Raw genomic sequence first — 23,107 nt, forward strand, 5'->3', positions numbered from 1 at the left:
GGTCCAGGATCATGACGGATCAGACAATTCAGCGAATTGCATCTGACACGCCGAACGTCGCGCCGGGGTTCGTCCAGCGGGTGCGCGGCCTGTCGGACAGGGCGGTCGCATGGCTGTTCATCGGCCCGACCCTCGCAATCCTGCTGGCGATCAATATCTTCCCGCTTATCTGGACGGTCTATCTGTCCTTCACGAACTACCGGGCGAACCAGCCGGGACGTGAGGTCAAATGGGTCGGCACCCGCAATTACGAACGCCTGCTCGGTTCGGAAGACATCTGGGGCTATCTGCAGGCAACCGCGCATTTCGTCGTCTGGACGATGGTGCTGCAGGTTCTCATCGGTTTCGGTCTTGCGCTGCTGATCAACCGGAATTTTCGCGGCGCCAGCTTCTGGACGACGCTGATCCTGATCCCCATGATGCTGTCGCCGGCCGTTGTCGGCACATTCTGGACCTATATCTATCAGCCGCAAACGGGCATCTTCTCCTACATCATCGACTTCTTCGCCGGCACCGGCGCGATCGACATGATCGGCTCCGTGACGTTGGCGCCATGGGCGATCATCATCGTCGATACATGGATGTGGGCTCCCTACATCATGCTGCTTTGCCTTGCGGGGCTGCGTTCCATACCCGACTACCTCTATGAAGCGGCCGAGATCGACCGGGCGAACGCGCTCCAGAAGTTCTGGTACATCACGCTTCCGCGCGTGCTTCCCTTCCTGATGCTGGCAGTGCTCTTCCGCGGCATCGAGAACTTCAAGATGTTCGACATGGTGGTGGAGCTGACCTCGGGCGGTCCTGGCTCGACGACGGAGCTTGCCTCGATAAACCTCAAGCGCGAGGCCTTCGAGAAATGGCGCACCGGCTTCAGTTCCGCCTTCGCCATCATTCTCTTCGTTACCGTGTTCGGTCTCGGAAACATCTACGTCAAGGCGCTGAACAAGGTGAAGTCATGAGCATTGCTGCAAATCCGGGCCAGACCGGCGCCCGTGGCAGATGGCTCGCCGGCAGCGCGGTCGCGCTCTATGCGCTGATCGCGATGATCCCGCTCTTCTGGATTTTCGCTACCGGCTTCAAGTCGCCGCCCGACTCCATCGCCTATCCGCCGAAGGTCTTCTTCGAGCCGACCCTGGAAGGCTACGTGAACCTGTTCACAAGCCGCTCTCGCCAGACGGATGAATACATCAAGACGCTTGGACCGCCCAAGACCTGGTATGAGGAGATCGCCCGCTCGCGCAACATGGTGATCACCGGCCCGAGCCGCTTTGTCGACCGCTACTGGAACTCCGTGGTGATCGGCTTCGGATCGACGTTTCTTGCCGTCTTCCTCGGCACGCTGGCGGCTTACGCCTTCTCGCGGTTCAAGGTGCCTTTGAAGGACGATCTGCTGTTCTTCATCCTGTCCACGAGGATGATGCCGCCGATCGCCGTCGCCATCCCGATATTCCTGATGTACCGCGAGCTTGGCCTATCCGACACCAAGGCGGGCATGATCCTGCTTTACACGGCGGTCAATCTTTCGCTTTCGGTCTGGCTCTTGAAGGGCTTTGTCGACGAGATCCCTCGCGAATACGAGGAGGCGGCGGTCGTCGACGGCTATACGCGGTTGCAGGCGTTCCGCAAGGTGGTGCTGCCGCAGATGCGCGCCGGAATTGCCGCTACCGCGATCTTCTGCCTGATATTCGCCTGGAACGAATACGCCTTCGCGCTCCTGCTCACATCGGGCCATGCGCAGACCGCGCCTCCCTTCATCCCGATCATCATCGGCGAAGGCGGCCTCGACTGGCCGGCGGTGGCCGCGGGCACGACGCTGTTCCTGCTTCCGGTCGTGGTTTTCACGGTGCTGCTCAGAAACCAGCTCTTGCGCGGCATAACCTTCGGAGCGGTCAGAAAATGAACAGGACAAGAGCCTTGGCACCTTCGCGCCTCTTTCGCCGCGCTCCCTGGGAGAACGCCGCAACCGCGCTCATCGCTCTCGGCATCGTCATGCTGATGCAGCCGTTCTCCATGTGGGCGTTCGGTTGGTCGTTTGCCGTCATTCTCACCGGCACGGTCGCCTTCGTGATCGTCAGCCATTTTCCGGAATGACGGTGGGAGGCGCTTCGACATGGCCGAGATAAGACTTGAAAACCTGCACAAGGCGTTCGGCGATTTCACCGCCGTGCGCGAGTCGAGCTTTACCATCGCTGACGGCGAATTCTTCGTGATGCTCGGCCCTTCGGGCTGCGGCAAGACCACGACGCTGCGCATGATCGCGGGCCTGGAACTGCCGACTTCGGGCCGCATCCTGCTGGACGGAGAGGACGTGACGTGGAACCGCGCGTCAGCACGAGACATCGCCTTCGTGTTCCAGCTTTTCGCGCTTTATCCGCACATGACGGTGCGGCGGAACATATCCTTCCCGCTTCGCATCGCCGGCTTGCCGAGGAAAGAGGTGCGCGAGAGGACGGAATCCGTCGCGAAACTTCTCCAGATCGAGCATCTGCTGGATCGCGGCGTCGGTGGCCTGGCCGCCGGCGACCGGCAGCGCGTCGCGCTTGGCCGCGCCATCGTGCGCCGGGCAAAGGCGTTCTTGATGGACGAACCGCTCGGCGCGCTCGACGCGGAATTTCGCGACGTGATGTGCGAGGAACTTCGCGTCCTGCACAACCGGATAGGCGCGACGACCGTTTACGTCACCCATGACCAGGTGGAGGCCATGTCGATGGCAGACCGGATCTGCGTCATGAACCATGCCGAGGTTCTGCAGATCGGCTCTCCGCTGGAGGTCTACGACCGCCCGGCGACGAAATTCGTAGCCGGGTTCATCGGTTCACCGTCGATGAATTTCCTGCCCGCGAAGGGCGGGCTGCCGGCCGGAAGCCGCGCCATCCGCGTGAATGGTTCCGAAATCGCGATTCCCGAAACGCAGGCTTCCCTTGAAAGCGCGGAAGCCTTCGTCGGCGCCCGGCCCGAGCATATCCAGATTACGGGGGAAGGAGCGTTGAGGGGGCGTGTCTTCGGCGTCGAATATATGGGGGCGCGTCAGCTTGTGACCGTTGATACCGACGTCGGGCGGCTCAGGGTGCGTTCGCCCAATACATTGCGCGTCAACGACGGGGAGACCGTCGGGCTCGATTTCATGACGGAGCGGCTAGCCGTCTTCGATGCCGCGACGGACCGGGCGGTTCCGACCTTGCGGGCGGAAGGAGGCTTGAATGGCTGAAGCTTCGCTTGCCGCCGTCACGAAGCGTTTTGGCGAGACGATTGCGGTCGATGACGTCGACCTTACCATCGCGAATGGCGAGTTCATTGTGCTGCTCGGGCCGACGGGGGCGGGCAAGACCACGCTCCTGCGCCTGATCGCCGGCCTTGAAACGCCGGACAGCGGCACGGTCGCCATCGGCGGCGGCGACGTGACCTCGCTTGCACCCGCCATGCGCGATGTCGCCTTCGTCTTTCAGCAGTATTCGCTTTATCCGCATTACACGGTCTTCGAGAACCTTGCATTCCCGCTTCGCGCGCCCGGACGGCGCATGGGCGAGCAGGCGATCCGCAAGCGGGTTTCCGAGATCGCGGAAATGCTTCGCATCGGCCACAAGCTGAAAAACAAGGCGACGCAGCTTTCGGGCGGGGAGATGCAGCGCGTATCCATCGGGCGGGCGCTGGTGCGGGAGCCGAACGTCTTCCTCATGGACGAGCCGCTGAGTTCGCTCGATGCGAAGCTGCGTGAGGATCTTCGCGTCGAATTGAAGCGCATCCAGCGTGACCTCGGGGCAACGATCGTCTATGTGACGCATGATCAGCTTGAAGCCATGACGCTTGCCGACCGCATCGGCATTCTGGATCGGGGCCGGCTCGTTCAGGTGGACGAACCGCGCACGATTTATGAGCGCCCGGCGACGGTTTACGCGGCGCAAAGGCTTGGCAGCCCGCAGATAAACCTTCTTCCGGCCGGACGGCTCGGATTGACGCCCGGCAGCGCGAGCGCCATTACCGCTGGCGTCAGGCCCGAGGATGTGGAAGTGGGAACGCCCGGCGGGTTCGACGCTCGCGTCATAGCGGTGGAGCGCCGTGGCGCGGAGATGATTGCGCTGCTTGAGGTGGATGGCGGTCAGCAGGTTCATGCGCTTCTTGATGCCCACCGGCCGGTCGGGGAAGGCGCGAGCCTTCAGGTCGCTGTGCGGCCCGGCGCTCCGGTCTGGTTCGACCGTGAGCAGCATCTCGTCAATACATAAGGAAAGGCCGAATGACTTCCGATGTTCTGATTGCGCGCCTGATCGACCTGATCGGCGATCGGATAGAGGCTCACGCCAGTGAACTGACGGAGCTCGATCAGGCGATCGGCGACGGCGACCACGGCGACAATATGCGCCGTGGCTTCAAGGCCGTTTCCGGCGAAAAGGAGGCGCTTGCGAACATGCCGTTCGGCGAGGCGCTGAAGAAGGCCGGCATGACGCTTGTGATGAACGTCGGCGGCGCGTCGGGCCCGCTCTACGGTTCGGCGTTCATGGCCATGGGTAAATCGGCCGAGGCGATGCCGGGAAGCCGGGTGGAGGCCGCAAGGCTTCTGGAAGCTGGCATAGAGGCGGTCAAGTCGCGCGGAAAATCCGATGTCGGCGCGAAGACCATGCTCGATGCCCTGGTGCCGGTGTTGAAATCGATAGAGGCCGGTGCGGATATCGCAGCCGTTCGAAAGGCGGCGGATGCGGCAGTCGAAGCCACGAAGCCGATGCTGGCGACCAAGGGGCGCGCGGCATTTCTCGGCGAACGATCGATCGGCCACATCGATCCGGGTGCGCGGTCGTCAGCGCTGATCGTTCACGCCGTCTGCGACGCGTTGGAGGAAAAATGACCGATAAAGTGTCAATCGTAATCGTCTCGCATTCGTCGGAGGTCGCGAAAGGCGCTGCCGACATGGTGCGCCAGATGGTCGGCGACGATGTGGCGATCGCCAGCTGCGGCGGCAATTCGGAAGGGGGCCTGGGAACCGATGTCGCGGCGATCATGCAGGCCATCGATGCCGTCTGGTCGCCCAAGGGGGTTGCCGTGCTGGTCGATCTCGGCGGGGCCGAAACCAACAGCGAGATGGCGATCGAGTTGCTTGGCCCGGATAAGGCGAAACAAATCGTGATCTGTAACGCACCGGTGGTGGAAGGCGCGGTCATGGCCGCGACCGAGGCTGCCGGAGGCTCGGACCTTGAAGCCGTGAGGCAGACAGCGGAGGACTTCAAAGCATGAGCGAGGCGGCGTCGAATATCGAATGGATCACCGCATCGGCGTTGATCGTTGACGAGACGGGGCTGCATGCGCGTCCTGCAGTGAAGCTCACCAAGCTTGCGAAAACGTTCGAGGCGAGCGTGGAAATCCGCGGGGAAGCTCAGGAGCGTTGGGTGAATGCGAAGTCGCCAAACGCCGTGATGAAGCTCAAGGCGGCCTACAACACACCGCTCCAGATCCGTGCAAGCGGTCCGGATGCGGCGGCTGCCGCCGAGGCTCTGGCCGATCTTGTCGAGCGGAATTTCGATGGTTGAAACCTTGAACGAGCGGATCCTGACAGGCGTCCCGGTTTCGGGCGGATCCGCTCTGGGCGTGTGCTACCGCCCCGTTGAAAAGAGATTCACGAGGGAAAAGGGCAGCCCCGCGCAGGAGGCTGATGCTCTCAGGAATGCCGTTTCGCGCGCCGGAAAGGAACTTGAGGAGCTTGTCGCCGGGCTTGATCAGCTTGCCGCCGAAATCCTGGAATTCCAGCAGGTCCTGCTGGAAGACGATGACTTGCTTGAGCCCGTATTCTCCCGCATCGAAAACGGTGAAAGCGCGGATGCCGCCTGGGCAGTGGTGCTTGCCGGCGAAATTGCCGAATACCGGGCTGCCGACGACGAATATATGGCTGCCCGCGCAGCCGATCTCGGTGATTTGCGCGAACGTGTCCTGCGCGCGCTGTCTGGGCCGCAACGTGCGGACGATGGGCCGCCGGACGGCGCGATCGTCGTCGCCGGGGACCTGACGCCGTCCGCGTTTCTGGAGATGGACTGGACGAGGCTTGCGGGCGCTGCTCTCGGCGCGGGGAGCGCGACCAGCCATGTTTCGATCCTTGCGCGGGCCCGAGGCGTGACGATGGTTGTCGGTCTCGGTGACATTGACGCGCCCGATGGCGAAGCGGTGGCGCTCGACGGGCGAACGGGGACGATGATTGTTGCGCCATCGCACGAAACGCGGGCGCGGTTCCAGGAGCAGATTTCGCAAGAGGCTGGCCTCAAGGCCGAAGAGGCCGAAATCGCCGGCAAACCCGCCGTGACGCGCGCCGGTCGTAAAATCCGCGTTCTCGTCAATGTCGACGACCCGTCGATCCTTGATGGCCTCGATCCCGAAATTTGCGATGGAATAGGCCTGACCCGAACGGAATTCCTCTTCTCGAAGGGCCCGCCCGACGAAGAGACGCAACTGCAAGCCTATGAAACCATCGTGCGATGGGCGAAGGGGCGCCCGGTCACGATTCGCACGCTCGATGCCGGCGGCGACAAGCCAGTGCCGGGCGTCACGCTCGATGGCGAGCAGAACCCGTTTCTAGGCGTGCGCGGCCTCAGGCTCTCGCTGCTCGACCGCCCTCTGTTTCGCGTTCAGCTGCGCGCGATTGCCCGCGCCGCTCGGCTTGGCCCCGTCAAAATGATGGTGCCGATGGTGACCGCCCCCTTCGAGCTGGATGAGGCGAGGGCGGAGCTCGATCTGGCACTTGCCGAATTGACCGGGGAAGGACTTGCGCATGCCCGTCCCGAATGCGGCATCATGATCGAGACGCCCGCGGCGGCCCTGACGGCGGAGGATTGGGATGCCGATTTCTATTCCATCGGCTCGAACGATCTCATCCAGTATGTGACCGCCTGCGCGCGTGACAATCCGAACCTCGCGAAGCTTGCGGATGCGCGCAATCCGGCAGTGCTGGAACTGATCGCCCGGACGGTCGCGGCGGGCAAGGCTCGCGGTGTCGAGGTCAGCCTGTGCGGGGACATGGCATCCTCGCCGGAGCTTGTACCCCTCCTGCTTTCGCTTGGGCTGGAGAGTTTCTCGGTTGCTCCGGCGCAGGTCGGTCCCGTAAAGCTTGCCATCGGATCGGCCGAGGGAGATGTGGCGAATGGCGACTGATACGCAAGCTGGAGAAGACCCGCTCTCGGAATACAAGATCATGCTGCGCGATCTGATCGAGCGCAGGCCGTCCGGAACGCGCCAGCGCATCGCCGAGGCCTTCGGTACGCACAAGAGCTTCATCAGCCAGATCATCAATCCGAACTACCGCGTCCCGTTGCCTGCGCAGCATATCCCGGCGCTCTTTGACGTCTGCCACTTCTCTGCCGAGGAGCAGGATGCGTTTCTGAAGGTCTATGCCCGCGCGCACCCCAATCAGGCGGCGGCGATCGAGGAACTTGCCGGTATCGAGCGGGACGTCGTCCACATCAAGTTGCCGGAATTCGCAGACCCGATGATCCGCCGCGAAGTGGAGACGGCGATCCGCGCCAGCGCGGAGCAGATCATAAAGATGGCCGAGAAGCTGTTGAAGAAAAACTGATTTCGGGAGGAATCCGATGAAGAAGCTGATCAATGCTACCGACGATATACTTGCCGAGAGCCTGCGGGGCTTTGCCGCCGCCCACGCGGATATCGTCGAACTGTCTGAGGAGCCCCGCTTCGTCATGCGCAAGGGAGGCGCGGTGAAAGGCAAGGTGGCGCTGATTTCCGGCGGCGGTTCCGGCCACGAACCGCTGCATACGGGTTTCGTTGGCAAAGGCATGCTGGATGCGGCGTGTCCGGGACAGATTTTCACCTCGCCGACGCCGGACCAGATGATTGCCGCCGCGCAAGCCGTAGATGGCGGCGCGGGCGTGCTTTGGATCGTCAAGAATTACTCTGGCGACGTGATGAACTTCGAAATGGTGTCGGAGTTTCATGACGGAAACAGCGCGACCGTGCTCACGAACGACGATGTCGCGGTGGAAAGTTCCACGCACAGCCAGGGCCGGCGGGGTGTGGCGGCGACCGTGATCGTTGAAAAGATCGTTGGCGCGGCTGCGGAACAGGGGGCCGATCTTGCGGCCTGCAAGGCGCTTGGCGACCGCGTGAATTCGGCTTCCGGCACCATGGGTGTCGCGCTGACCAGCTGCATCGTGCCGGCCGCAGGCAAGCCGACGTTCGATCTGGGCGAAGGCGAGATCGAGATGGGGGTCGGCATCCATGGCGAGCCCGGACGCCGCCGCGAAGCGCTGAAGCCTGCCGATGCGATCGTGGGAGAATTCGTCGAGACGATCCTTGCGGACCTGAAGCCGGCCTCGGGTGAGGAAGTTCTGGTCCTGGTGAACGGCATGGGCGGAACGCCCTTGATGGAGCTTTACCTGGTCTACGATGCCGTCGCCCGGCAATGCGCGGAGCACGGGCTCAAGATCGAACGTTCGCTGGTCGGCAACTACTGCACATCGCTTGAGATGCAAGGCTGCTCGGTGACGATAACCAAGCTGGATGACGAGATGAAGTCACTGTGGGACGCGCCCGTCAGGACCGCCGCGTTGAACTGGGGCAATGGCTAATCATTTTGCCGGGTCCGTGACCTGACGCTTGTGATGGGCGCGTCGGGTCAGGCCGGCCTCCACTCGAGCGAAGGCGAGGCTCTTGCGGTCATAGGCTGAAAGGTCGATGCCATACGCCTCTGCGGTCTTTACGACTGCGGGAAGCGGAACGGGGTCGGCCTTTCGCCAGAAGGGGCGCAATTCGCGCAGGAAAATATTGGCGGTAACCGGGCCGATGCCGTGAAACGCGCAAAGGCGTGTTTCGAGCTCGGCGCTGTCGGCGGCAGCTTCCTCAATCCGGGAAACCTGCCCACCGTAATCCTCCATCAGCCTTGCGCAGTTGCGTAGGAGTTGTCGTGATTTGCTTTCGTCATAGCGCACGTAACTGCCCTCGCGCATGACCGGATCGACGAGAAAATCCCACCCGGCGGCGATGATTTTTTCGGGCGTCAGGAGTTTGTGACGCTCGAATGAACGGTAGGTTTTTTCCGCGATAGCGCCGGATATGCGGCCACCGTAAAGCTGGCTCGCCAGGAACCAGCGGAAATATGCATCCTCGCTGCCCGCACTCAGATCGATGCCGAGAGCTTCTGAATAAAGCTCGCTCTCTTCCAGCGCTTCGAGATCGATTTGCCCCTTGGTTTGCGTCATGTCGATGCTCTCGGGGACGTAGGAAGCTTCAGCCGGCGTTCCTCGCTCTCGTGTGTGCGGTCAATGCGAAAGCAGGAGCGGCACGTTGCTGTTTTCCAGCATCTCCCTGGTCGTGCCGCCTAGAATATTCTGGCGGAACCTGGAGTGACCGTAGGCACCCAAGACCAGCAGGTCGACGTCGAGGTCTCGTGCCTTTTCGAGAAGGACCTGCGAGACGGGCCGGCCCGCGGAGGCGACGCTCGATACGCTGACATTCAGCCCATGCCGGGAAAGGACTGCCGCGATATCCGCACCGGGTTCTTCCCCATGATCGTCGTCTCCGACAACCGGATCGACAATCAGGACATTGACAACCCCGGAGCTCATCAGGAAGGGCAGGGCGTCGGAAGTCGCGCGTGCGGCCTCGCGATGGGCATTCCAGGCAATCAGCGCGCGTTCGCCCAAGGTGATCGGGCCATCGGTTTGCGGGACGAAAAGAACGGGTCTGCCGGATTCGAACAAGGCACCGTCGATCGCCTTGGCTTCCACCGAATTCAGTTCGCCCTTTCGGGAACGCAGGACGATTGCTAGATCGCAGTAGATCGCATGGCGTGCGATGAGGTTGTCTTCAGATTCGGGATGAGACAAATGGGGGCGTATGTCGAAGGACAGGCCTTCGCGGGCAAGCCTCGTGTTCATCTCTTCGGCGGCGGCCTTCAAAACCGCCTCGCGCTGCTTGCACTCTTCAGCCCATATATCGACATATCCATGCCCGCCATAACCGTAGAACGGCAGATGCGGGACTTCGCCCACGATCAAAACCGAAAGATGCGCGGCATTTTCCCTTGCGATCGAAATGGCGGGTTCAAGGTGGGCCGGTCCGGTTTCGATCTCCGTCAGCGCCAGCAGGGTCTTGAACGGCATCCTCGTAATCTCCGGAAGGTAAAAGCTCCAGAAATGCAGTATCGCGCGCATCCCATGCTTCAAACAAGATGAATTGAGGTCGCCGGATCAGGCGGAAATGCGCTCTTTCCAGCGGCGCATATAGTTTCTCCCGCCGCTCAGCGGCGTCACCGGCTGCTGCGAACCGGTGACGATTGATTGCGAGGCCGGGAGAATCAGCAACGCAGCCCCCACGCTCGTGCCAGTTGCCGAGACGGACGCATGAACCGGCGCATCCGTCGCGGCGGCGAGCATCGCCAGGTAGGCGTCGTTGCGCGAGAACGCGCCTTCGACCACGATCTCGCCCCGATGGCCGATCAGATCCAGGCAATGCGCTGTCATCAACGCCAGATAGAAGGCAAGCGCCGCGGAACGCTTGCCCGAACCTTGTGCCGGTTCCTCCGGGGCCCATGATGCCGTCCTTCCGATGAAGGGGCCAGATCCGGTATCGACGGAGGGAAGCAGCATGATGTCGTTGTTCAACACCTCCTCGATATCTGCCGGGGTCGGTTGGACGTTCGCGTCCCCTCCCATCAGCTCGTATTCGCGCCCGCCCATGAAGCGGGCGGATGGAACCGGATCGCCGAAAGCGTTGATGTTCATCAGGCAGTCGCGCGCGGGGTCGAGGTGGACGGTCCGCCCGCCGATCGCCATGGCGATCACCCAGGTGCCTGTCGAAACGACCGAGAAAGGTGCTTCCCGGCTCTTGAGGTGAAGGAGCAGCGAAGCGTTGGAATCGTGAATTCCGCAAAAGACAGACGTATCGGCGGATAGGCCCGTCTTCCCGGCAACACCCGGCAGGACCCGGCCCAGGCGGTCGCTGGCCCTGCGAAGCGGCGCCATCTTTTCCTCAAGCCCAAGCTTCGCGACGATCGAGGAAAAGCGCTGCTCCCGGTGGTTCCAGAGGTCGGTATGCGCGCCGAGCGGCGTCATCTCGTTCGCCGGCACGCCGCAGAGGCGATAGGCCCAGTATTGCGGATAGGTCATCACCGTCGCGGTTCGTTCCCGCAGGGCGGGAACCGTGGCGAGAAGCCAGTGGAACTGTGCCGCGAGATTGAGGCCGAGCGGCAGGCGCGGAGAGCCCGTCTCGGCGAAATCGGGGCGTATCGCGTCATACTCGGCGGCCAGATCGTCGGGGCCTTCATACTCGTAGTCGAGAACGGGGGTGGCCAACTCTCCGGCCTCATCCAGCATCACGCCGGATGCGCCGTGGGTCGTGACGGTGATCGCATCGATCCGCCCGCCGCTGTTGAGTTCGCGCAAGCCTTCCAGGATGAATTGCCAGATGCCTTCGGTGTCGTAGTGGGGGTAGGGCGGGCCGTTCAACACGGTGTTCGCCCGCGTGATGACGCTCGTCTCCTCAAGGTTTTGGAGGTCGACGGCCGCAAGCTTCACGTTTGTCTTGCCGATGTCGACAACCGCGGCATGGCGGATTTCGGAAAGTTCTTTCATTGCATATGAAACATCGTTTCGAGCGGAATCGCGACAGGCTCGCCATCCGGTTTCGTTTCCATGATATCCGCCATATGGTCCCACCAGCGCCGCATGACCGGATCGAGCGGCAGCCGATCCATCGTGTGACCGTCCCACCGCCACAAGACGGCGAAAAGGGTTCCGGTTTCCCGGTCGAGGTGGATGGAATAGTCGGATATGCCGGCTTCTTTCAGGAGCGTGACGAGTTCAGGCCAGATCTCGTCGTGGCGCTTTCGATATTCGTCCTCGCAGCCTGGACGAAGCTTCATCTTGAAGGCGTATTTCTCCATCGTTCAGGCCCTCGTGCCCTTGGAGATGCGTCTCCAGATGCGCGGCAGTGCGATGACGGCGATCAAAAGCGCGCCGATGAAGATCGACATGACGATGCCCGGTACGTTGAGAAGGCCGAAGCCGAAGGTCACCATGCCCATGACGATGGCCGCGAGCACGACGCCCGGGATGGTGCCGGATCCGCCGAGTATGTTGATGCCGCCGAGCACGACCATGGTGACGACTTCCAGTTCCCAGCCAAAGGCGATGGATGGTCGTGTCGAGCCGAGCCGCGAGGTCAGGCAGATGGCGGCGATGCCGGACATGAGCCCCGTCAGCAGGAACAGGATGAATTTCACGCGGCCCACGCGAATGCCGGAAAAGAGCGCTCCGGTCGGATTGTTGCCGATTGCGTAGACGGCGCGGCCGAAGTTCGTCTTGTGAAGGAGGACCGCGAAGATCACGGCAAGCGCCGCGAAAAGCGCAAGCTCGAACGAGAACACCCACCAGACATAGCCTTGCCCGAAATAGGCGAAGCTCGAGGGGTAGCCGGTATAGGCCTGATCGCCGAGCACGATATAGGAAATGCCCCTGAAAAGGCTCATCGTGCCGATGGTGACAACGATCGACGGCAGGCCGAGGCCGGTCACCAGCGCGCCGTTGAAGGCGCCGCAAACAAGGCCGACTAAAAGGCCTGTGGCGACAAGTGCCGACGTATCGAAACCAAGCTGGACGGCAAAGCCCATGGCGGTGGAGGCAAGCGCGATGATCGAGGCGACGGAAAGGTCGATCTCGCCGGAGATGATCAGCAGCGCCATGGCGAAGCCGATCATCGCCTTTTCGGTGAAGTTGAACGTTGCGTCGGAAAGGTTCCACGGATCGAGGAAATAGGGCGACGCCATGGTGTTGACGAAGAACACCGCGATGGCGACCGCCAGAAGCAGAGTTTCCCAACTGCCGGTGAGACGCTGAATGGGTGAAGAAAGGCGATCGGGAATCTCGCGGGGGCCGGCGGCGGTTTCGCTCATGTCGCGTGCTCCGCTGTCTTGAGGATGACGCGGCCCTTTTGCCGTTGGGCGCGGGCATTGAAGGCGATGGCGATGATGATCGCGGAGCCCGAGATCGCCAGTTGCCAGAAGGGTGAGATGTTGATGACGGGAAGGGCGTTCTTGACGACACCCAGGAAAAGCGCGCCCAAAACCGCCCCCGCGACGGAGCCGATGCCGCCGGCGATCGAAACGCCGCCGATCACGCAGGCCGCGACGACCTCAAGCTCGAACCCGCCGGCGATATCGACATAGGCGACCGCGTAACGCGCGACCCAGAGATAGCCGGTCAGGCCGGAAAGGGCGCCCGCGAAGACATAGGCCATGAAGCGGGTAAAGCCGACGTCGATGCCCGTATAGACGGCGGCATTGGGGTTGCCGCCGACGGCGAAGAAAGCACGACCCAGAGGCGTGCGGGCGACAATCACCGCAAACAGCGTGATGCACAGGATCGCGATCCATGAAAGCACGGGCAGGCCGGCTATCGTCGCGCGGGGAAAATGCTTGAAGGGCTCGCTCATTTCATGGGCGTTGATCCATTGGCCTTCCGAGACGAGGAATATGATGCCCCGGTAGATCGTCATCGTTCCCAGCGTCACGACGATCGGCGGAATATCGAGCTTCCATACGAGGATGCCGTTGAAGGCGCCCAGCAACGCGCCGAGAGATATTGCGATCGCGATGATGAGCCCTATCGGGATGTCGGGCGCGACGGTGTTGATGGTGGCGACGATCATGCCGGTAAGTGCTAGGTTCGCGGCAACCGAAAGGTCGATGCAGCGCGTCAGGATGACCACCATCTGGCCGAGCGCAAGGATGATCAGCGGTGCCGTGTCGTTGAAGACATTCGCGAGGTTGGCGGGACGAATGAAACCCGGAAAGCGGGTCGCGATCAGGCCCGTCATGGCGAGGATGGCGAGCGCCAGGATAGCCTCGCGCGATTTGACGGCGTTTTGGATCATTTCGCGGCCTCCGCAATTCCCGCCGCGGCGCGTACGAGGCTTTCCGGGTTCATGCCCTCGCCCGTCAGTTCGGCTGCGATCCGCCCTTCCTTCATCACGATCACCCGGTCCGACATGCCGAGGATTTCCGGAATTTCGGAAGAGACCATGACGACCGCGAGACCGCTCGCCGCCAGTTCGCTCATGAATTCGTGCACGGCGGCCTTGGAGCCGATGTCGATGCCCTTCGTCGGCTCGTCGAGGATGATGACGCTCGGCTCCGTGGCGAGCCACTTGGCGATCACCACCTTCTGCTGGTTGCCGCCGGACAGATTGCCGACGTCCTGATCGAGCGAGGCCGCGCGAAGGTCGAGCCGCGAGGTGTATTTGCGCGCGAGGCTGAATTCCTCGGCGAGGCGAATGAAACCGTGCCGCGATGTCCTGGAAAGAGAAGGCAGCGTCACGTTCTCGAAGATCGGTAGGCCGATGACGGTGCCCTGCCTTCCGCGATCCTCCGGAACGTAGACGATGCCTTCACTGATCGCATCGGCAGGCGAGTTGATCGTGATATTCCGTCCTTCGATCGAAACGGTGCCGCGCGAAGGTTTCGTAATGCCGAAGAGCGCCTGCATGAACTCGCTGCGCCCGGCGCCGACGAGCCCGTAGAAGCCGAGGATTTCGCCCTTGCGCAGGGAAAAGCCGATGCTGTCGAACTCGCTCGGGTGGCAATAGTCGCTGACCCGCAGCACTTCCTCGCCAAGCGCCACCTGCTGCTTGGGGAAGATCTGATCGACGGAACGGCCGACCATCATGCGCACCAGTTCGTCTTCGCTCACATCCGCCATCGTGCCCGACCCGGCAAGTTCGCCGTCGCGGAACACCGTGTAGCGGTCGGCGATGCGGAATATTTCGTCGAACTTGTGGGAGATGAACAGGATTGCCTTGCCGTCCGCCTTGAGCTTCTCGACAAGGTCGTAGAGTTCCGAGATTTCCTTGTGGGAGAGGGCTGCCGTCGGCTCGTCCATGATGACGACGCGCGCATCGACCGAGAGCGCGCGGGCGATGGCGACGAGGTGCCGGTTTGCAATGCCGAGGTCGCGCAGGCGCGCGCCCGGATCGATGGTCGCGCCGATGCGTTCGAGCAGGGATTTCGCGTCGCGGTGCATCCGCGCGGTGTCGATCAGGCCGAAGCGTCCCTTCGGCGCATGACCGATGAAGATGTTTTCGGCGACCGTCAGTTCGTCGAACAGCACGGTTTCCTGGTGGATGGCGGTAATGCCGGCGTCGGACGCCGCGTGGGCGGTTGGAAAGAAAACCTCCTCGCCGTCTATCGTTATCGTTCCGCCGTCGGGTTGATATATGCCGGTCAGTATCTTGACGATCGTCGATTTTCCGGCCCCGTTCTCGCCGACCAGAGCCGTCACTTCGCCCGGATAAAGATCGAGCGAAACCTCCGACAGCGCCCTGACGCCGGGAAATTCCTTGGAGATGCCGCTCAGCGACAAGAGCAGCTTGCCGGGCACGGCCGTGGCGTTGCCATCCTCTGCGGCGATGGCCTGCGAACTGGCGAGCATAACCTCCCCCCGGCGCAATTCCTGATTTGGTCTTTTCGCTTCTCCGGCGCGTCAACCTGTCGACGCGCCGGATTTTTTCACCGATGTGGCAGGGTCAGAAGATGTCCTTGAACTCGTCGATGTTCGACGCGTCGTAGACGAAGGGATCCGCCATGGCGCCCTCGTTGTTGTCGTCGAGCTTCACGCTGCCCATGCGCCCCATCGGGATTTCGGCGCCGGGCTCGGCTTTCGCCTTATCCGTCGCGAGGTTGTAGGCGATCATCGTTGCCGAGTAGCCAAGGTCGATGGGGTTCCAGATCGCGAAGGACTTGGAAGCGCCCGATTTCACGTGCCCCGCCATTTCGGAGGGGAGACCGAGGCCGGTCACGTTGATTTCGCCTGCCTTTTCGGCGTCCGTCACGGCCTGTGCGGCGGCGACGATGCCGACCGATGTCGGAGCGATGATCGCCTTGAGGTCCGGGTACGTCTGCATCAGGCCCTGCGCTTCGCGGTAGGACTTGTCGGCAAGGTCGTCGCCATAGACGGTCGCTACCACGTTGATGCCGGGGTAGTTGTCCTTGACCTTGTTCATCTCCTCAATCCAGGTGTTCTGGTTCGTGGCGGTGGCGGAGGCGGATAGTACCGCGACATCGCCGCCATCGGGCAGGTGATCGGATGCAAGCTTGATGATCATGTTGCCGATCAGCGCGTTGGACGACGGGTTCAAGTGCATCTCGCGGCCTTCCGGCGCGACGCCCGAATCCCAGGAAATCACTGTGATGCCGCGATCCATCGCCTTCTTCAGGGCGGGGACAAGCGCATCGCGGTCATTGGCGGATATCGCGATGGCATCCACGCGCTGGGCGATGAGCGAGTTGATGACCTCGATCTGCCCTTCGGCCGTGGTGTCGGTCGGGCCGGTGTAGATGATCTCGACGTCGCCCAGTTCCTTGGCGGCTTCCTCCGCGCCTTTCGCGGCAGCCTCGAAAAAGCCGATGCCGAGCGCCTTGACGACAAGGGCGATCCTCTTGTCTTCCGCATGGGCGGAACCCGCTATCGCCGTAGCGGTGGCCGCGATGACGGCCGATGTCAGCAGTTTCTTCAGAATGCTCATATCTTCCTCCCTTGAGCGTTCATCCGGACTTTCAATTCTTCGAACGGTGTCAGCCGGCGGCCGGCGCCTGCGTTTCCCGTTCCTGCCCGATCCCGCTTTGAGCCACGATCAGGCGAACTTCTGCATCTTCCAGCATCTGCGCCGCGCGATCGGGGATGCCTTCGTCGGTGATGACGGTCGTAATCCTCGTCAGCGGGCACAGGATCAGGCTCGAGCGTTTCTTGAATTTCGAGGAATCGACCAGCACGACCAGTTCGTCGGCCTGTCCGATGAGCTTCTGCTCCGCCTGGATCAAAAGCGGGTCGGCCTCCATCAGCCCGAGGGGGCCGAGCCCTTGCGCGCCCATGAACATTCGCTTCGCATAGAAGTTCCGCGTCACGTCGTTCTCGAACGGGCTTAGGATGATGTTCTGTTCGCGGTAGATCGCACCGCCCGAAAGCATGATCGTGTTCTTGGAGTGCTTCAGCAGGTGTTCTGCGATCGGGAATGAATTGGTGAAGATCTGCATGCGCCGGCTGGCGAGAGGATGCACCATCTGGAACGTCGTGGTGCCGCCGTTGATGATGATCGCCTCGCCATCCTCGCAAAGTTCGACGGCCTTGCGGGCTATTGCGCGTTTTTGAGCAATGTTGATCGCTTCATTGACGCGGAAGGGGCGTCCGGCGAGGCCGACGAACTGCGGCGGATTGATCGATTCTGCGCCGCCTCGAACCCGGCGCAGCTTCTTCTGGACGTGGAGGGTGGCGATGTCACGCCGGATCGTGGCCTCGGACGCGCCGGTCAGCGACACGAGTTCGAGAACCGTGGCGACCGGCCTTTCCTGAATGGCCGACAGAATGATCCTGTGACGTTCCTTCTCGTGCATTTCCGTCCTCCCGGTCGCCGAGACTTCCACTCAATTCAAGCAGTGTCAATCACAAATGATCATTTTCAATCGTGCACTGCGATATGTTGATCAAGTATGATCGAAAATGATTGACATCCTGACGCATATTCGCGAGCTTACGGGCAAATGCGAAAGCGCCCGGGCATTTTTCCGAGGTAGGTCTCGCGTTCGGCAGCGTCGCAAGCGGGATGCGCCGGGGCTTTGAAAGAAATCGGCTTATGGCGTTCGGTTGCACATGCGAATGCCAGTCGATGCAGGGAGGACATCATGCTGACGACCGCCGCCGCTTCCCGCCTGAATATCGCGTGGGATGAAGCAAGGGCCGCCGGAATGAGCGAGCCTGAGTTGCTGCTCTACCGTTCCAATCTTCTGGGCTCGGACAAGCGGGTTACCAACTACGGCGGCGGCAATACTTCGGCGAAGGTCATGCAGAAGGATCCGCTGACGGGCGAGGACGTCGAAGTCCTCTGGGTCAAGGGATCGGGCGGCGATGTCGGCACCATCGCGATGGACGGCTTCGCGACGCTTTACATGGAAAAGCTGAGGGCACTGAAGGGTATTTACCGGGGCGTCGAGTTCGAGGACGAGATGGTGGGCTATCTGCCCCACTGCACCTTCAACCTGAACCAGCGCGCCGCTTCCATCGACACGCCGCTACATGCCTATGTGCCGAAGGCGCATGTCGACCATATGCACCCGGATGCGATCATCGCGATTGCGGCTGCCGAAAACAGCCGCGAACTGACGCGGGAGATTTTCGGGCGGGAAATCGGCTGGCTGCCGTGGAAGCGTCCCGGCTACGAGCTTGGCCTTTGGCTGGAAAAGTTCTGCCAGGAAAATCCGGATGCGCGCGGCGTCGTGCTTGAAAGCCACGGGCTGTTCACTTGGGGCGACACGGCGCGCGAATGCTTCGAAACGACAGTCGAGATCATCAATCGCGCGATCGAATGGTTCGAGGGCAAGGGCGAGGGCAAACCGGCGTTCGGTGGCGCGAAGCACCAGCCGCTCGATGCCGCTGCACGGCGCGAAATCGCGGGTGCGCTGATGCCGGCCATTCGCGGCATGGTCAGTTCCGACCAGCATATGGTCGGGCATTTCGATGACGGCGAGCGCGTGCTGGAGTTCGTCTGTTCCAGCCGGCTTAAGGAGCTTGCAGCACTCGGCACCAGCTGCCCGGATCATTTCCTGCGCACCAAGATCCGCCCGCTCGTGATCGGCTTCGATCCCGCAAGGCCTGACACAAGCGCGACCCTTAAGGAGCTTTCGCAGGCGATCGCCCGCTACCGCGAGGATTATGCGGCCTATTACGAGCGCTGCAAGCGCCCGGGCAGCCCGCCGATGCGTAATCCCAATCCGGTCGTTTTTCTCATTCCCGGCGTTGGCATGATCACTTTCGCCAAGGACAAGGCGACGGCGCGCATTTCCGGCGAGTTCTATACCAACGCGATCAACGTCATGCGCGGTGCTTCCAGCGTGTCGACCTACCGCGGACTGCCCGAGCAGGAAGCTTTCGACATCGAGTACTGGCTTCTGGAGGAAGCAAAGCTTCAGCGCATGCCGAAGCCGAAAAGCCTTGCCGGGCGTATCGCGCTTGTCACGGGTGGCGCCGGCGGTATCGGCTCGGCGATCGCCGACCGGCTGTTGAGGGAAGGGGCCTGCGTCGTGCTCGCCGATATCGACAGGCAGGCGCTTGGCGAAACGGCGGAACTGCTTTCCGGCAGATATTCGAATGATGTCATGCGCGCCGTCGCCATGGACGTGACGCGTGAGGACGCCGTGGAAGCGGCCTATCTCGCGGCGGCCGTGGAGTATGGCGGTGTCGATATTCTGGTCTCGAATGCGGGTATCGCATCCTCCGCGCCGGTGGAGGAAACCTCGCTCGACCTTTGGAACAAGAACATGTCGATCCTTTCGACCGGATATTTCCTGGTCTCAAGGGCGGCTTTCAGGATCATGAAGGCGCAAGGGATCGGCGGTTCGATCATCTTCATCGCCTCCAAGAACGGCCTTGCCGCCTCTCCGGGCGCAAGCGCCTATTGCACAGCCAAGGCGTCCGAAATCCATCTGGCAAGGTGTCTCGCGCTCGAAGGCGCGCCGGAGGGTATCCGCGTCAATGTGGTCAATCCCGATGCGGTGCTTAAAGGCTCCAAGATCTGGTCGGGCGACTGGCTGAAGGAGCGTGCGGACGCCTACGGCAAGGACACGTCGGAACTTGAGGAGCACTATCGCCAGCGCTCGCTCCTGAAACGGTCCGTACTGCCTGAGGATATCGCTGAGGCAACCTATTTCTTCGCCTCTGAGGCATCCGCCAAATCGACCGGCAATATCGTCAATGTCGACGCTGGCAACGTTCAGGCCTTCACCCGCTAGAAGTCACTCAGGCGGCTATGGCCCGAACGAAAACCAATCCAGGGAGGCGGATATGGCGATGATGGACAGGGGCGTGATCGCGCGCGAAAACGAGACGCGCATCGCGGATCTGAAAAGGGACTACGAGACGCTTGGCGAGCGGCTATCCCGGCGCGGTATCGAGATCGGGGAGATCAAGGAAAAGGTCAAGGCTTACGGCGTCGCCATTCCTTCATGGGGCGTGGGCACCGGCGGAACGCGCTTCGCGCGCTTTCCGGGCGAGGGCGAGCCGCGCGATATCTTCGACAAGATGGAAGATTGCGCGGTCATCCAGGAACTGACGCGGGCAACGCCTCGCGTTTCGCTCCATATCCCGTGGGACAAGGCGGATCCGGGGGAGCTTCGCGCCAAGGCCGCCGAACTCGGCCTCAATTTCGATGCCATGAACTCCAACACATTCCAGGACCAGCCGGGACAGGAGCATTCCTACAAGTTCGGATCGCTCTCTCACACGGATGCCGCCACCCGCAGGCAGGCAGTGGAGCACAATCTGGAGTGCATCGAGATCGGCAAGGCGATCGGCTCGAAGGCGCTGACGGTCTGGGTAGGGGACGGGACGAACTTTCCGGGTCAAGCCCATTTCACGCGCCAGTTCGAGCGTTACCTGGACTCCGTCAAATCGGTCTATGCCGCTCTGCCGGACGACTGGCGCCTGTTCACCGAACACAAGATTTACGAGCCGGCGTTCTACTCGACGGTCGTTCAGGACTGGGGCACCAATTATCTGGTCGCCCGTGAAGTCGGCGACAGGGCCTATTGCCTTGTCGACCTCGGCCACCACGCGCCCAACGTGAACATCGAGATGATCGTCGCCCGCCTCATCCAGTTCAAAAAGCTAGGCGGCTTTCATTTCAACGACAGCAAGTACGGCGACGACGATCTGGATACCGGAGCGATCGATCCTTACAGGCTGTTTCTGGTCTTCAATGAGTTGGTCGACGCGGAAAAGCGCAATGCTCCGGGCTTCGACCCGGCGCATATGCTCGATCAGTCGCATAACGTGACGGATCCGGTCGAAAGCCTGATGTCGAGTGCGATGGAGGTTCAGCGCGCCTATGCGCAGGCCCTCATCGTCGATCGTGACGCGCTTGAAGGCTTCCAGCAGGACAACGACGCGTTGATGGCGTCAAGCACCCTCAAGGCCGCCTACCGTACCGATGTCGAGCCCATACTCGCCATGGCCCGGTTTGAAAAAGGCGCTGCCATCGATCCGGTCGGCACATACCGGGCATCCGGTTATCGGGCGAAGGTCGCGATGGAACGGCCTGCGGTCACCGGTGCAGGCGGGGGCATCGTATAGAGCGTATTCCCGGACTGGGAAATAGCCCCGGAACCAACGTCCTGAGCATATCCTTTTCGCCGGATCTGAACCGGATTTCGTCACAAGGAAATTATTTAAGATATTGAATTAAAGTCATTTTCTACGATGTCGGCATTTCGTCGAAGCATCGGCGGCCGGATGATCGTTCATTCGACGGGCGGAGTTTTTCTGCCCCCTAAAGCCTGACCTCTCTAATTCCCTGCCGAATATTTTTCGTAAGGTTCATCGCCCCGCCGCGCCCCTGCGGGCAAGGCCGGCCCGGGTTGGCCGCTCGAAGGCAAAATGGTTATCCGAGATAATAGTTATTGACTATAACTATAATTCGAGTATTGTTCACCTAACGGGAGGATGATGATGTCGTTCGATGCAATGCCTCGGAATGGCGATGGCGAGCTACCTCTGGACGAAGGCGCCGTTCGCGAGTTCGTCGGCTACAACCTCAAGCGGGCCTATATGGTTCTCTACCCCGCGGCCCAGGCTGCGGTGGCGGAACTCGACCTTCGCATTCCCACCTTCAGCGGCCTGTCGGTGATTGTCCGCAATCCCGGCATCGCGCCTTCGGAGCTGGCGGAACGGCTCAGCATGGAGCGTTCGAACATCGTCGTCGTGATCGACGAACTGGAAACGCGGGAGCTTGTCACCCGTACCAAGTCGAAGACGGACCGCCGCAGGTTCGCGTTGACCGCGACGATGCGGGGCAAGCGTCTGCTCGACAAGGCTGTAGCGGCCATACGCCGCTCGGAGGAGCGCCTGCTTCAACGGCTCACTGCCGAGGAACAGGCAAAACTGGTCGAACTGCTGAACAAGATAGAGGCCGCTTCGACTGACTAGCCCAGGAGGGCCATCCGCGCAAAGGCGGGACTTTTCTCAGGGAGGAAAGCATGATTAGCAGGATTGCTGCGCTGGCGATTGCCGGCACGATGGCGCTCGCCAACTCGGAGGCCGGTGCCGAAACGATACGCGCAACCAGCGGCTTCGGGCCGTCGCACCCCATTGCCGTGCACGTCTATCCGGAAATCAGCACTAGGCTCAGCGAATTCACGAATGGCGCCTGGGACCTGCAGGATACGCCCTCGGGCCTTGTCGCGCCGAACGAGATGAGCTCGGCCCTGCGCGATGGCGTGACCGAGTTTGGCGCGCTTCTGATGCCGTATTTCCCGGCCGAATTTCCCGACGCCGCCTTGCCGTCGGAGGTCTCGATCATCGGCTCCAACAATCTGGTGATCTCGTCGGCGGTAACGGAATACATCGCAACTTGCGCCGAATGCCAGGCGGAATTCGCAGCGAACGGGCAAGTCTATCTCGGTACCGACGCGACGCCACCTTACAACCTGCTGACCGTGAAGCCGGTGCGCAGCGTCGCCGATATGGCGGGCATGCGAATCCGGACCGGGGCGCCGCTCTACGCGGGGCTGGTCGATGCGCTTGGTGGCGAGGCCACGCAGATCCCGTCGTCCGAACTTTTTGAATCGCTCAGCCAGGGCGTGATCGACGGCACCTTCAGCGCCAACCACGAGATCATCGCCAACCGGCTCGGCGACGTTGTCAAATACGTCACCGAGATGGAAGAGGGCGTATTCAACGGCGCCGCGATAACCACCGCGAGCCGCATTCTTTGGGATCGCATGTCGGCGGAGGACCGGGCCGCGCTTGCCCGCGCTTCTCAGTACGGCGTGGCGAAAGGCCTTTTCGGGTTCATTGATGATGCCGCAAAGGCACGTGAGACGGAAGGCATCGAATTCATCGCGATGGACGAAACGCTTTCCGAAGCCAAGGCCGCCTTCAACAAGGCGCAGCTTGCCAAGGCGGCGGAAACCCTGAGCGGGCGCGGCGTTGCCGACGCGCAGGCAAAGATCGACCGATACACGGCTCTCGTCGAAAAGTGGGAAGGCCTCATCACCCCCGGCATTACCGCCGAGGAACTGGGCGAGCTTCGCTACAACGAAATTTTCGCAAAGCTTGACATGAACGCCTACGGGCAGTGA

24 protein-coding genes are annotated in these 23,107 nt (G+C 61.7%); 15 read left to right on the forward strand and 9 right to left on the reverse strand.

The window, feature by feature from the left end; all coding sequences use genetic code 11:
* Nucleotides 1-11 precede the first annotated feature (11 nt).
* The 11 genes from GR183_RS05580 to dhaK are packed head-to-tail and all read left to right on the forward strand — an operon-like array spanning nt 12 to nt 8,558.
* Nucleotides 12-959, forward strand: a complete 948-nt coding sequence (locus GR183_RS05580) for a carbohydrate ABC transporter permease (protein WP_160774595.1) — start codon at nt 12-14, stop codon at nt 957-959.
* A complete protein-coding gene (locus tag GR183_RS05585) occupies nt 956-1,900 on the forward strand; it encodes a carbohydrate ABC transporter permease (RefSeq protein ID WP_160774596.1) in 945 nt (314 codons plus the stop codon). The genes GR183_RS05580 and GR183_RS05585 overlap by 4 nt, the downstream gene beginning before the upstream one ends.
* Nucleotides 1,897-2,091 carry a hypothetical protein gene (locus tag GR183_RS05590; protein ID WP_160774597.1) on the forward strand — a complete coding sequence of 65 codons (195 nt, stop codon included), beginning with the start codon at nt 1,897-1,899 and terminating at the stop codon, nt 2,089-2,091. The genes GR183_RS05585 and GR183_RS05590 overlap by 4 nt, the downstream gene beginning before the upstream one ends.
* A gap of 19 nt (nt 2,092-2,110) precedes the next feature.
* Nucleotides 2,111-3,208 carry an ABC transporter ATP-binding protein gene (locus GR183_RS05595; RefSeq protein WP_160774598.1) on the forward strand — a complete coding sequence of 366 codons (1,098 nt, stop codon included), beginning with the start codon at nt 2,111-2,113 and terminating at the stop codon, nt 3,206-3,208.
* Entirely contained in the window at nt 3,201-4,220 is a 1,020-nt protein-coding gene (locus tag GR183_RS05600; RefSeq protein WP_160774599.1) for an ABC transporter ATP-binding protein, read from the forward strand. The genes GR183_RS05595 and GR183_RS05600 overlap by 8 nt, the downstream gene beginning before the upstream one ends.
* Nucleotides 4,221-4,231: 11 nt before the next feature.
* Nucleotides 4,232-4,837, forward strand: a complete 606-nt coding sequence (dhaL, locus tag GR183_RS05605) for a dihydroxyacetone kinase subunit DhaL (protein WP_160774600.1) — start codon at nt 4,232-4,234, stop codon at nt 4,835-4,837.
* A complete protein-coding gene (dhaM, locus tag GR183_RS05610; protein ID WP_160774601.1) occupies nt 4,834-5,223 on the forward strand; it encodes a dihydroxyacetone kinase phosphoryl donor subunit DhaM in 390 nt (129 codons plus the stop codon). The genes dhaL and dhaM overlap by 4 nt, the downstream gene beginning before the upstream one ends.
* The gene (locus tag GR183_RS05615; RefSeq protein WP_160774602.1) at nt 5,220-5,516 is read left to right on the forward strand and encodes an HPr family phosphocarrier protein; all 297 of its coding nucleotides are present in this window, start codon (nt 5,220-5,222) and stop codon (nt 5,514-5,516) included. Before dhaM ends, GR183_RS05615 begins: the two co-directional genes overlap by 4 nt.
* On the forward strand, nt 5,509-7,125 hold the full coding sequence (gene ptsP / locus GR183_RS05620; RefSeq protein ID WP_160774603.1) for a phosphoenolpyruvate--protein phosphotransferase: 1,617 nt from the start codon (nt 5,509-5,511) through the stop codon (nt 7,123-7,125). Before GR183_RS05615 ends, ptsP begins: the two co-directional genes overlap by 8 nt.
* On the forward strand, nt 7,115-7,546 hold the full coding sequence (locus GR183_RS05625; protein ID WP_160774604.1) for a hypothetical protein: 432 nt from the start codon (nt 7,115-7,117) through the stop codon (nt 7,544-7,546). Before ptsP ends, GR183_RS05625 begins: the two co-directional genes overlap by 11 nt.
* Nucleotides 7,547-7,562: 16 nt before the next feature.
* On the forward strand, nt 7,563-8,558 hold the full coding sequence (gene dhaK, locus GR183_RS05630; protein ID WP_160774605.1) for a dihydroxyacetone kinase subunit DhaK: 996 nt from the start codon (nt 7,563-7,565) through the stop codon (nt 8,556-8,558).
* Here dhaK and GR183_RS05635 read toward each other — a convergent pair whose 3' ends face one another.
* From GR183_RS05635 to GR183_RS05675, 9 genes are all read right to left on the reverse strand, one after another.
* Entirely contained in the window at nt 8,559-9,188 is a 630-nt protein-coding gene (locus tag GR183_RS05635; RefSeq protein WP_160774606.1) for an HhH-GDP family DNA glycosylase, read from the reverse strand.
* Nucleotides 9,189-9,248: 60 nt separating this feature from the next.
* Complete coding sequence (locus GR183_RS05640; RefSeq protein ID WP_160774607.1) at nt 9,249-10,091, reverse strand: universal stress protein; 843 nt, start codon at nt 10,089-10,091, stop codon at nt 9,249-9,251.
* Nucleotides 10,092-10,178: 87 nt separating this feature from the next.
* Nucleotides 10,179-11,561 carry an FGGY-family carbohydrate kinase gene (locus GR183_RS05645; RefSeq protein WP_160774608.1) on the reverse strand — a complete coding sequence of 461 codons (1,383 nt, stop codon included), beginning with the start codon at nt 11,559-11,561 and terminating at the stop codon, nt 10,179-10,181.
* The gene (rhaM, locus tag GR183_RS05650; RefSeq protein ID WP_160774609.1) at nt 11,558-11,872 is read right to left on the reverse strand and encodes an L-rhamnose mutarotase; all 315 of its coding nucleotides are present in this window, start codon (nt 11,870-11,872) and stop codon (nt 11,558-11,560) included. The genes GR183_RS05645 and rhaM overlap by 4 nt, the downstream gene beginning before the upstream one ends.
* Before the next feature lie 3 nt (nt 11,873-11,875).
* Nucleotides 11,876-12,880 (reverse strand): ABC transporter permease, encoded by a 1,005-nt coding sequence (locus GR183_RS05655; RefSeq protein ID WP_160774610.1) that lies wholly within the window; start codon nt 12,878-12,880, stop codon nt 11,876-11,878.
* On the reverse strand, nt 12,877-13,860 hold the full coding sequence (locus GR183_RS05660) for an ABC transporter permease (protein WP_160774611.1): 984 nt from the start codon (nt 13,858-13,860) through the stop codon (nt 12,877-12,879). The genes GR183_RS05655 and GR183_RS05660 overlap by 4 nt, the downstream gene beginning before the upstream one ends.
* On the reverse strand, nt 13,857-15,413 hold the full coding sequence (locus GR183_RS05665) for a sugar ABC transporter ATP-binding protein (RefSeq protein ID WP_160774612.1): 1,557 nt from the start codon (nt 15,411-15,413) through the stop codon (nt 13,857-13,859). The genes GR183_RS05660 and GR183_RS05665 overlap by 4 nt, the downstream gene beginning before the upstream one ends.
* A gap of 94 nt (nt 15,414-15,507) precedes the next feature.
* A complete protein-coding gene (gene rhaS / locus GR183_RS05670; protein WP_160774613.1) occupies nt 15,508-16,506 on the reverse strand; it encodes a rhamnose ABC transporter substrate-binding protein in 999 nt (332 codons plus the stop codon).
* Between the two features lie 49 nt (nt 16,507-16,555).
* A complete protein-coding gene (locus GR183_RS05675) occupies nt 16,556-17,371 on the reverse strand; it encodes a DeoR/GlpR family DNA-binding transcription regulator (protein ID WP_160774614.1) in 816 nt (271 codons plus the stop codon).
* 288 nt (nt 17,372-17,659) lie between these two features.
* On the opposite strand from GR183_RS05675, the gene GR183_RS05680 reads away from it, so the two are divergent.
* The 4 genes from GR183_RS05680 (at nt 17,660) to GR183_RS05695 (ending at nt 23,107) form a co-directional block, all read left to right on the forward strand.
* On the forward strand, nt 17,660-19,762 hold the full coding sequence (locus GR183_RS05680; protein ID WP_160774615.1) for a bifunctional rhamnulose-1-phosphate aldolase/short-chain dehydrogenase: 2,103 nt from the start codon (nt 17,660-17,662) through the stop codon (nt 19,760-19,762).
* Between the two features lie 52 nt (nt 19,763-19,814).
* Entirely contained in the window at nt 19,815-21,101 is a 1,287-nt protein-coding gene (gene rhaI, locus GR183_RS05685; protein ID WP_160774616.1) for an L-rhamnose catabolism isomerase, read from the forward strand.
* Between the two features lie 375 nt (nt 21,102-21,476).
* Entirely contained in the window at nt 21,477-21,953 is a 477-nt protein-coding gene (locus GR183_RS05690; protein WP_160774617.1) for a MarR family winged helix-turn-helix transcriptional regulator, read from the forward strand.
* 50 nt (nt 21,954-22,003) lie between these two features.
* Entirely contained in the window at nt 22,004-23,107 is a 1,104-nt protein-coding gene (locus GR183_RS05695) for a C4-dicarboxylate TRAP transporter substrate-binding protein (RefSeq protein WP_160774618.1), read from the forward strand.

Source organism: Stappia sediminis (assembly GCF_009826895.1).
Taxonomy (GTDB): Bacteria; Pseudomonadota; Alphaproteobacteria; order Rhizobiales; family Stappiaceae; genus Hongsoonwoonella; species Hongsoonwoonella sediminis.

Coding starts and splice junctions, on each gene's coding strand:
- GR183_RS05675 (WP_160774614.1), bottom strand. CDS start 17,371: ATGCACGAGAAGGAACGTCACAGGATCATTCTGTCGGCCATTCAGGAA.
- GR183_RS05580 (WP_160774595.1), top strand. CDS start 12: ATGACGGATCAGACAATTCAGCGAATTGCATCTGACACGCCGAACGTC.
- rhaI (WP_160774616.1), top strand. CDS start 19,815: ATGGCGATGATGGACAGGGGCGTGATCGCGCGCGAAAACGAGACGCGC.
- GR183_RS05595 (WP_160774598.1), top strand. CDS start 2,111: ATGGCCGAGATAAGACTTGAAAACCTGCACAAGGCGTTCGGCGATTTC.
- GR183_RS05695 (WP_160774618.1), top strand. CDS start 22,004: ATGATTAGCAGGATTGCTGCGCTGGCGATTGCCGGCACGATGGCGCTC.
- rhaM (WP_160774609.1), bottom strand. CDS start 11,872: ATGGAGAAATACGCCTTCAAGATGAAGCTTCGTCCAGGCTGCGAGGAC.
- GR183_RS05615 (WP_160774602.1), top strand. CDS start 5,220: ATGAGCGAGGCGGCGTCGAATATCGAATGGATCACCGCATCGGCGTTG.
- dhaM (WP_160774601.1), top strand. CDS start 4,834: ATGACCGATAAAGTGTCAATCGTAATCGTCTCGCATTCGTCGGAGGTC.
- dhaL (WP_160774600.1), top strand. CDS start 4,232: ATGACTTCCGATGTTCTGATTGCGCGCCTGATCGACCTGATCGGCGAT.
- GR183_RS05645 (WP_160774608.1), bottom strand. CDS start 11,561: ATGAAAGAACTTTCCGAAATCCGCCATGCCGCGGTTGTCGACATCGGC.
- rhaS (WP_160774613.1), bottom strand. CDS start 16,506: ATGAGCATTCTGAAGAAACTGCTGACATCGGCCGTCATCGCGGCCACC.
- ptsP (WP_160774603.1), top strand. CDS start 5,509: ATGGTTGAAACCTTGAACGAGCGGATCCTGACAGGCGTCCCGGTTTCG.
- GR183_RS05640 (WP_160774607.1), bottom strand. CDS start 10,091: ATGCCGTTCAAGACCCTGCTGGCGCTGACGGAGATCGAAACCGGACCG.
- GR183_RS05680 (WP_160774615.1), top strand. CDS start 17,660: ATGCTGACGACCGCCGCCGCTTCCCGCCTGAATATCGCGTGGGATGAA.
- GR183_RS05655 (WP_160774610.1), bottom strand. CDS start 12,880: ATGAGCGAAACCGCCGCCGGCCCCCGCGAGATTCCCGATCGCCTTTCT.
- GR183_RS05665 (WP_160774612.1), bottom strand. CDS start 15,413: ATGCTCGCCAGTTCGCAGGCCATCGCCGCAGAGGATGGCAACGCCACG.
- GR183_RS05625 (WP_160774604.1), top strand. CDS start 7,115: ATGGCGACTGATACGCAAGCTGGAGAAGACCCGCTCTCGGAATACAAG.
- GR183_RS05635 (WP_160774606.1), bottom strand. CDS start 9,188: ATGACGCAAACCAAGGGGCAAATCGATCTCGAAGCGCTGGAAGAGAGC.
- GR183_RS05690 (WP_160774617.1), top strand. CDS start 21,477: ATGTCGTTCGATGCAATGCCTCGGAATGGCGATGGCGAGCTACCTCTG.
- GR183_RS05600 (WP_160774599.1), top strand. CDS start 3,201: ATGGCTGAAGCTTCGCTTGCCGCCGTCACGAAGCGTTTTGGCGAGACG.
- GR183_RS05585 (WP_160774596.1), top strand. CDS start 956: ATGAGCATTGCTGCAAATCCGGGCCAGACCGGCGCCCGTGGCAGATGG.
- GR183_RS05590 (WP_160774597.1), top strand. CDS start 1,897: ATGAACAGGACAAGAGCCTTGGCACCTTCGCGCCTCTTTCGCCGCGCT.
- dhaK (WP_160774605.1), top strand. CDS start 7,563: ATGAAGAAGCTGATCAATGCTACCGACGATATACTTGCCGAGAGCCTG.
- GR183_RS05660 (WP_160774611.1), bottom strand. CDS start 13,860: ATGATCCAAAACGCCGTCAAATCGCGCGAGGCTATCCTGGCGCTCGCC.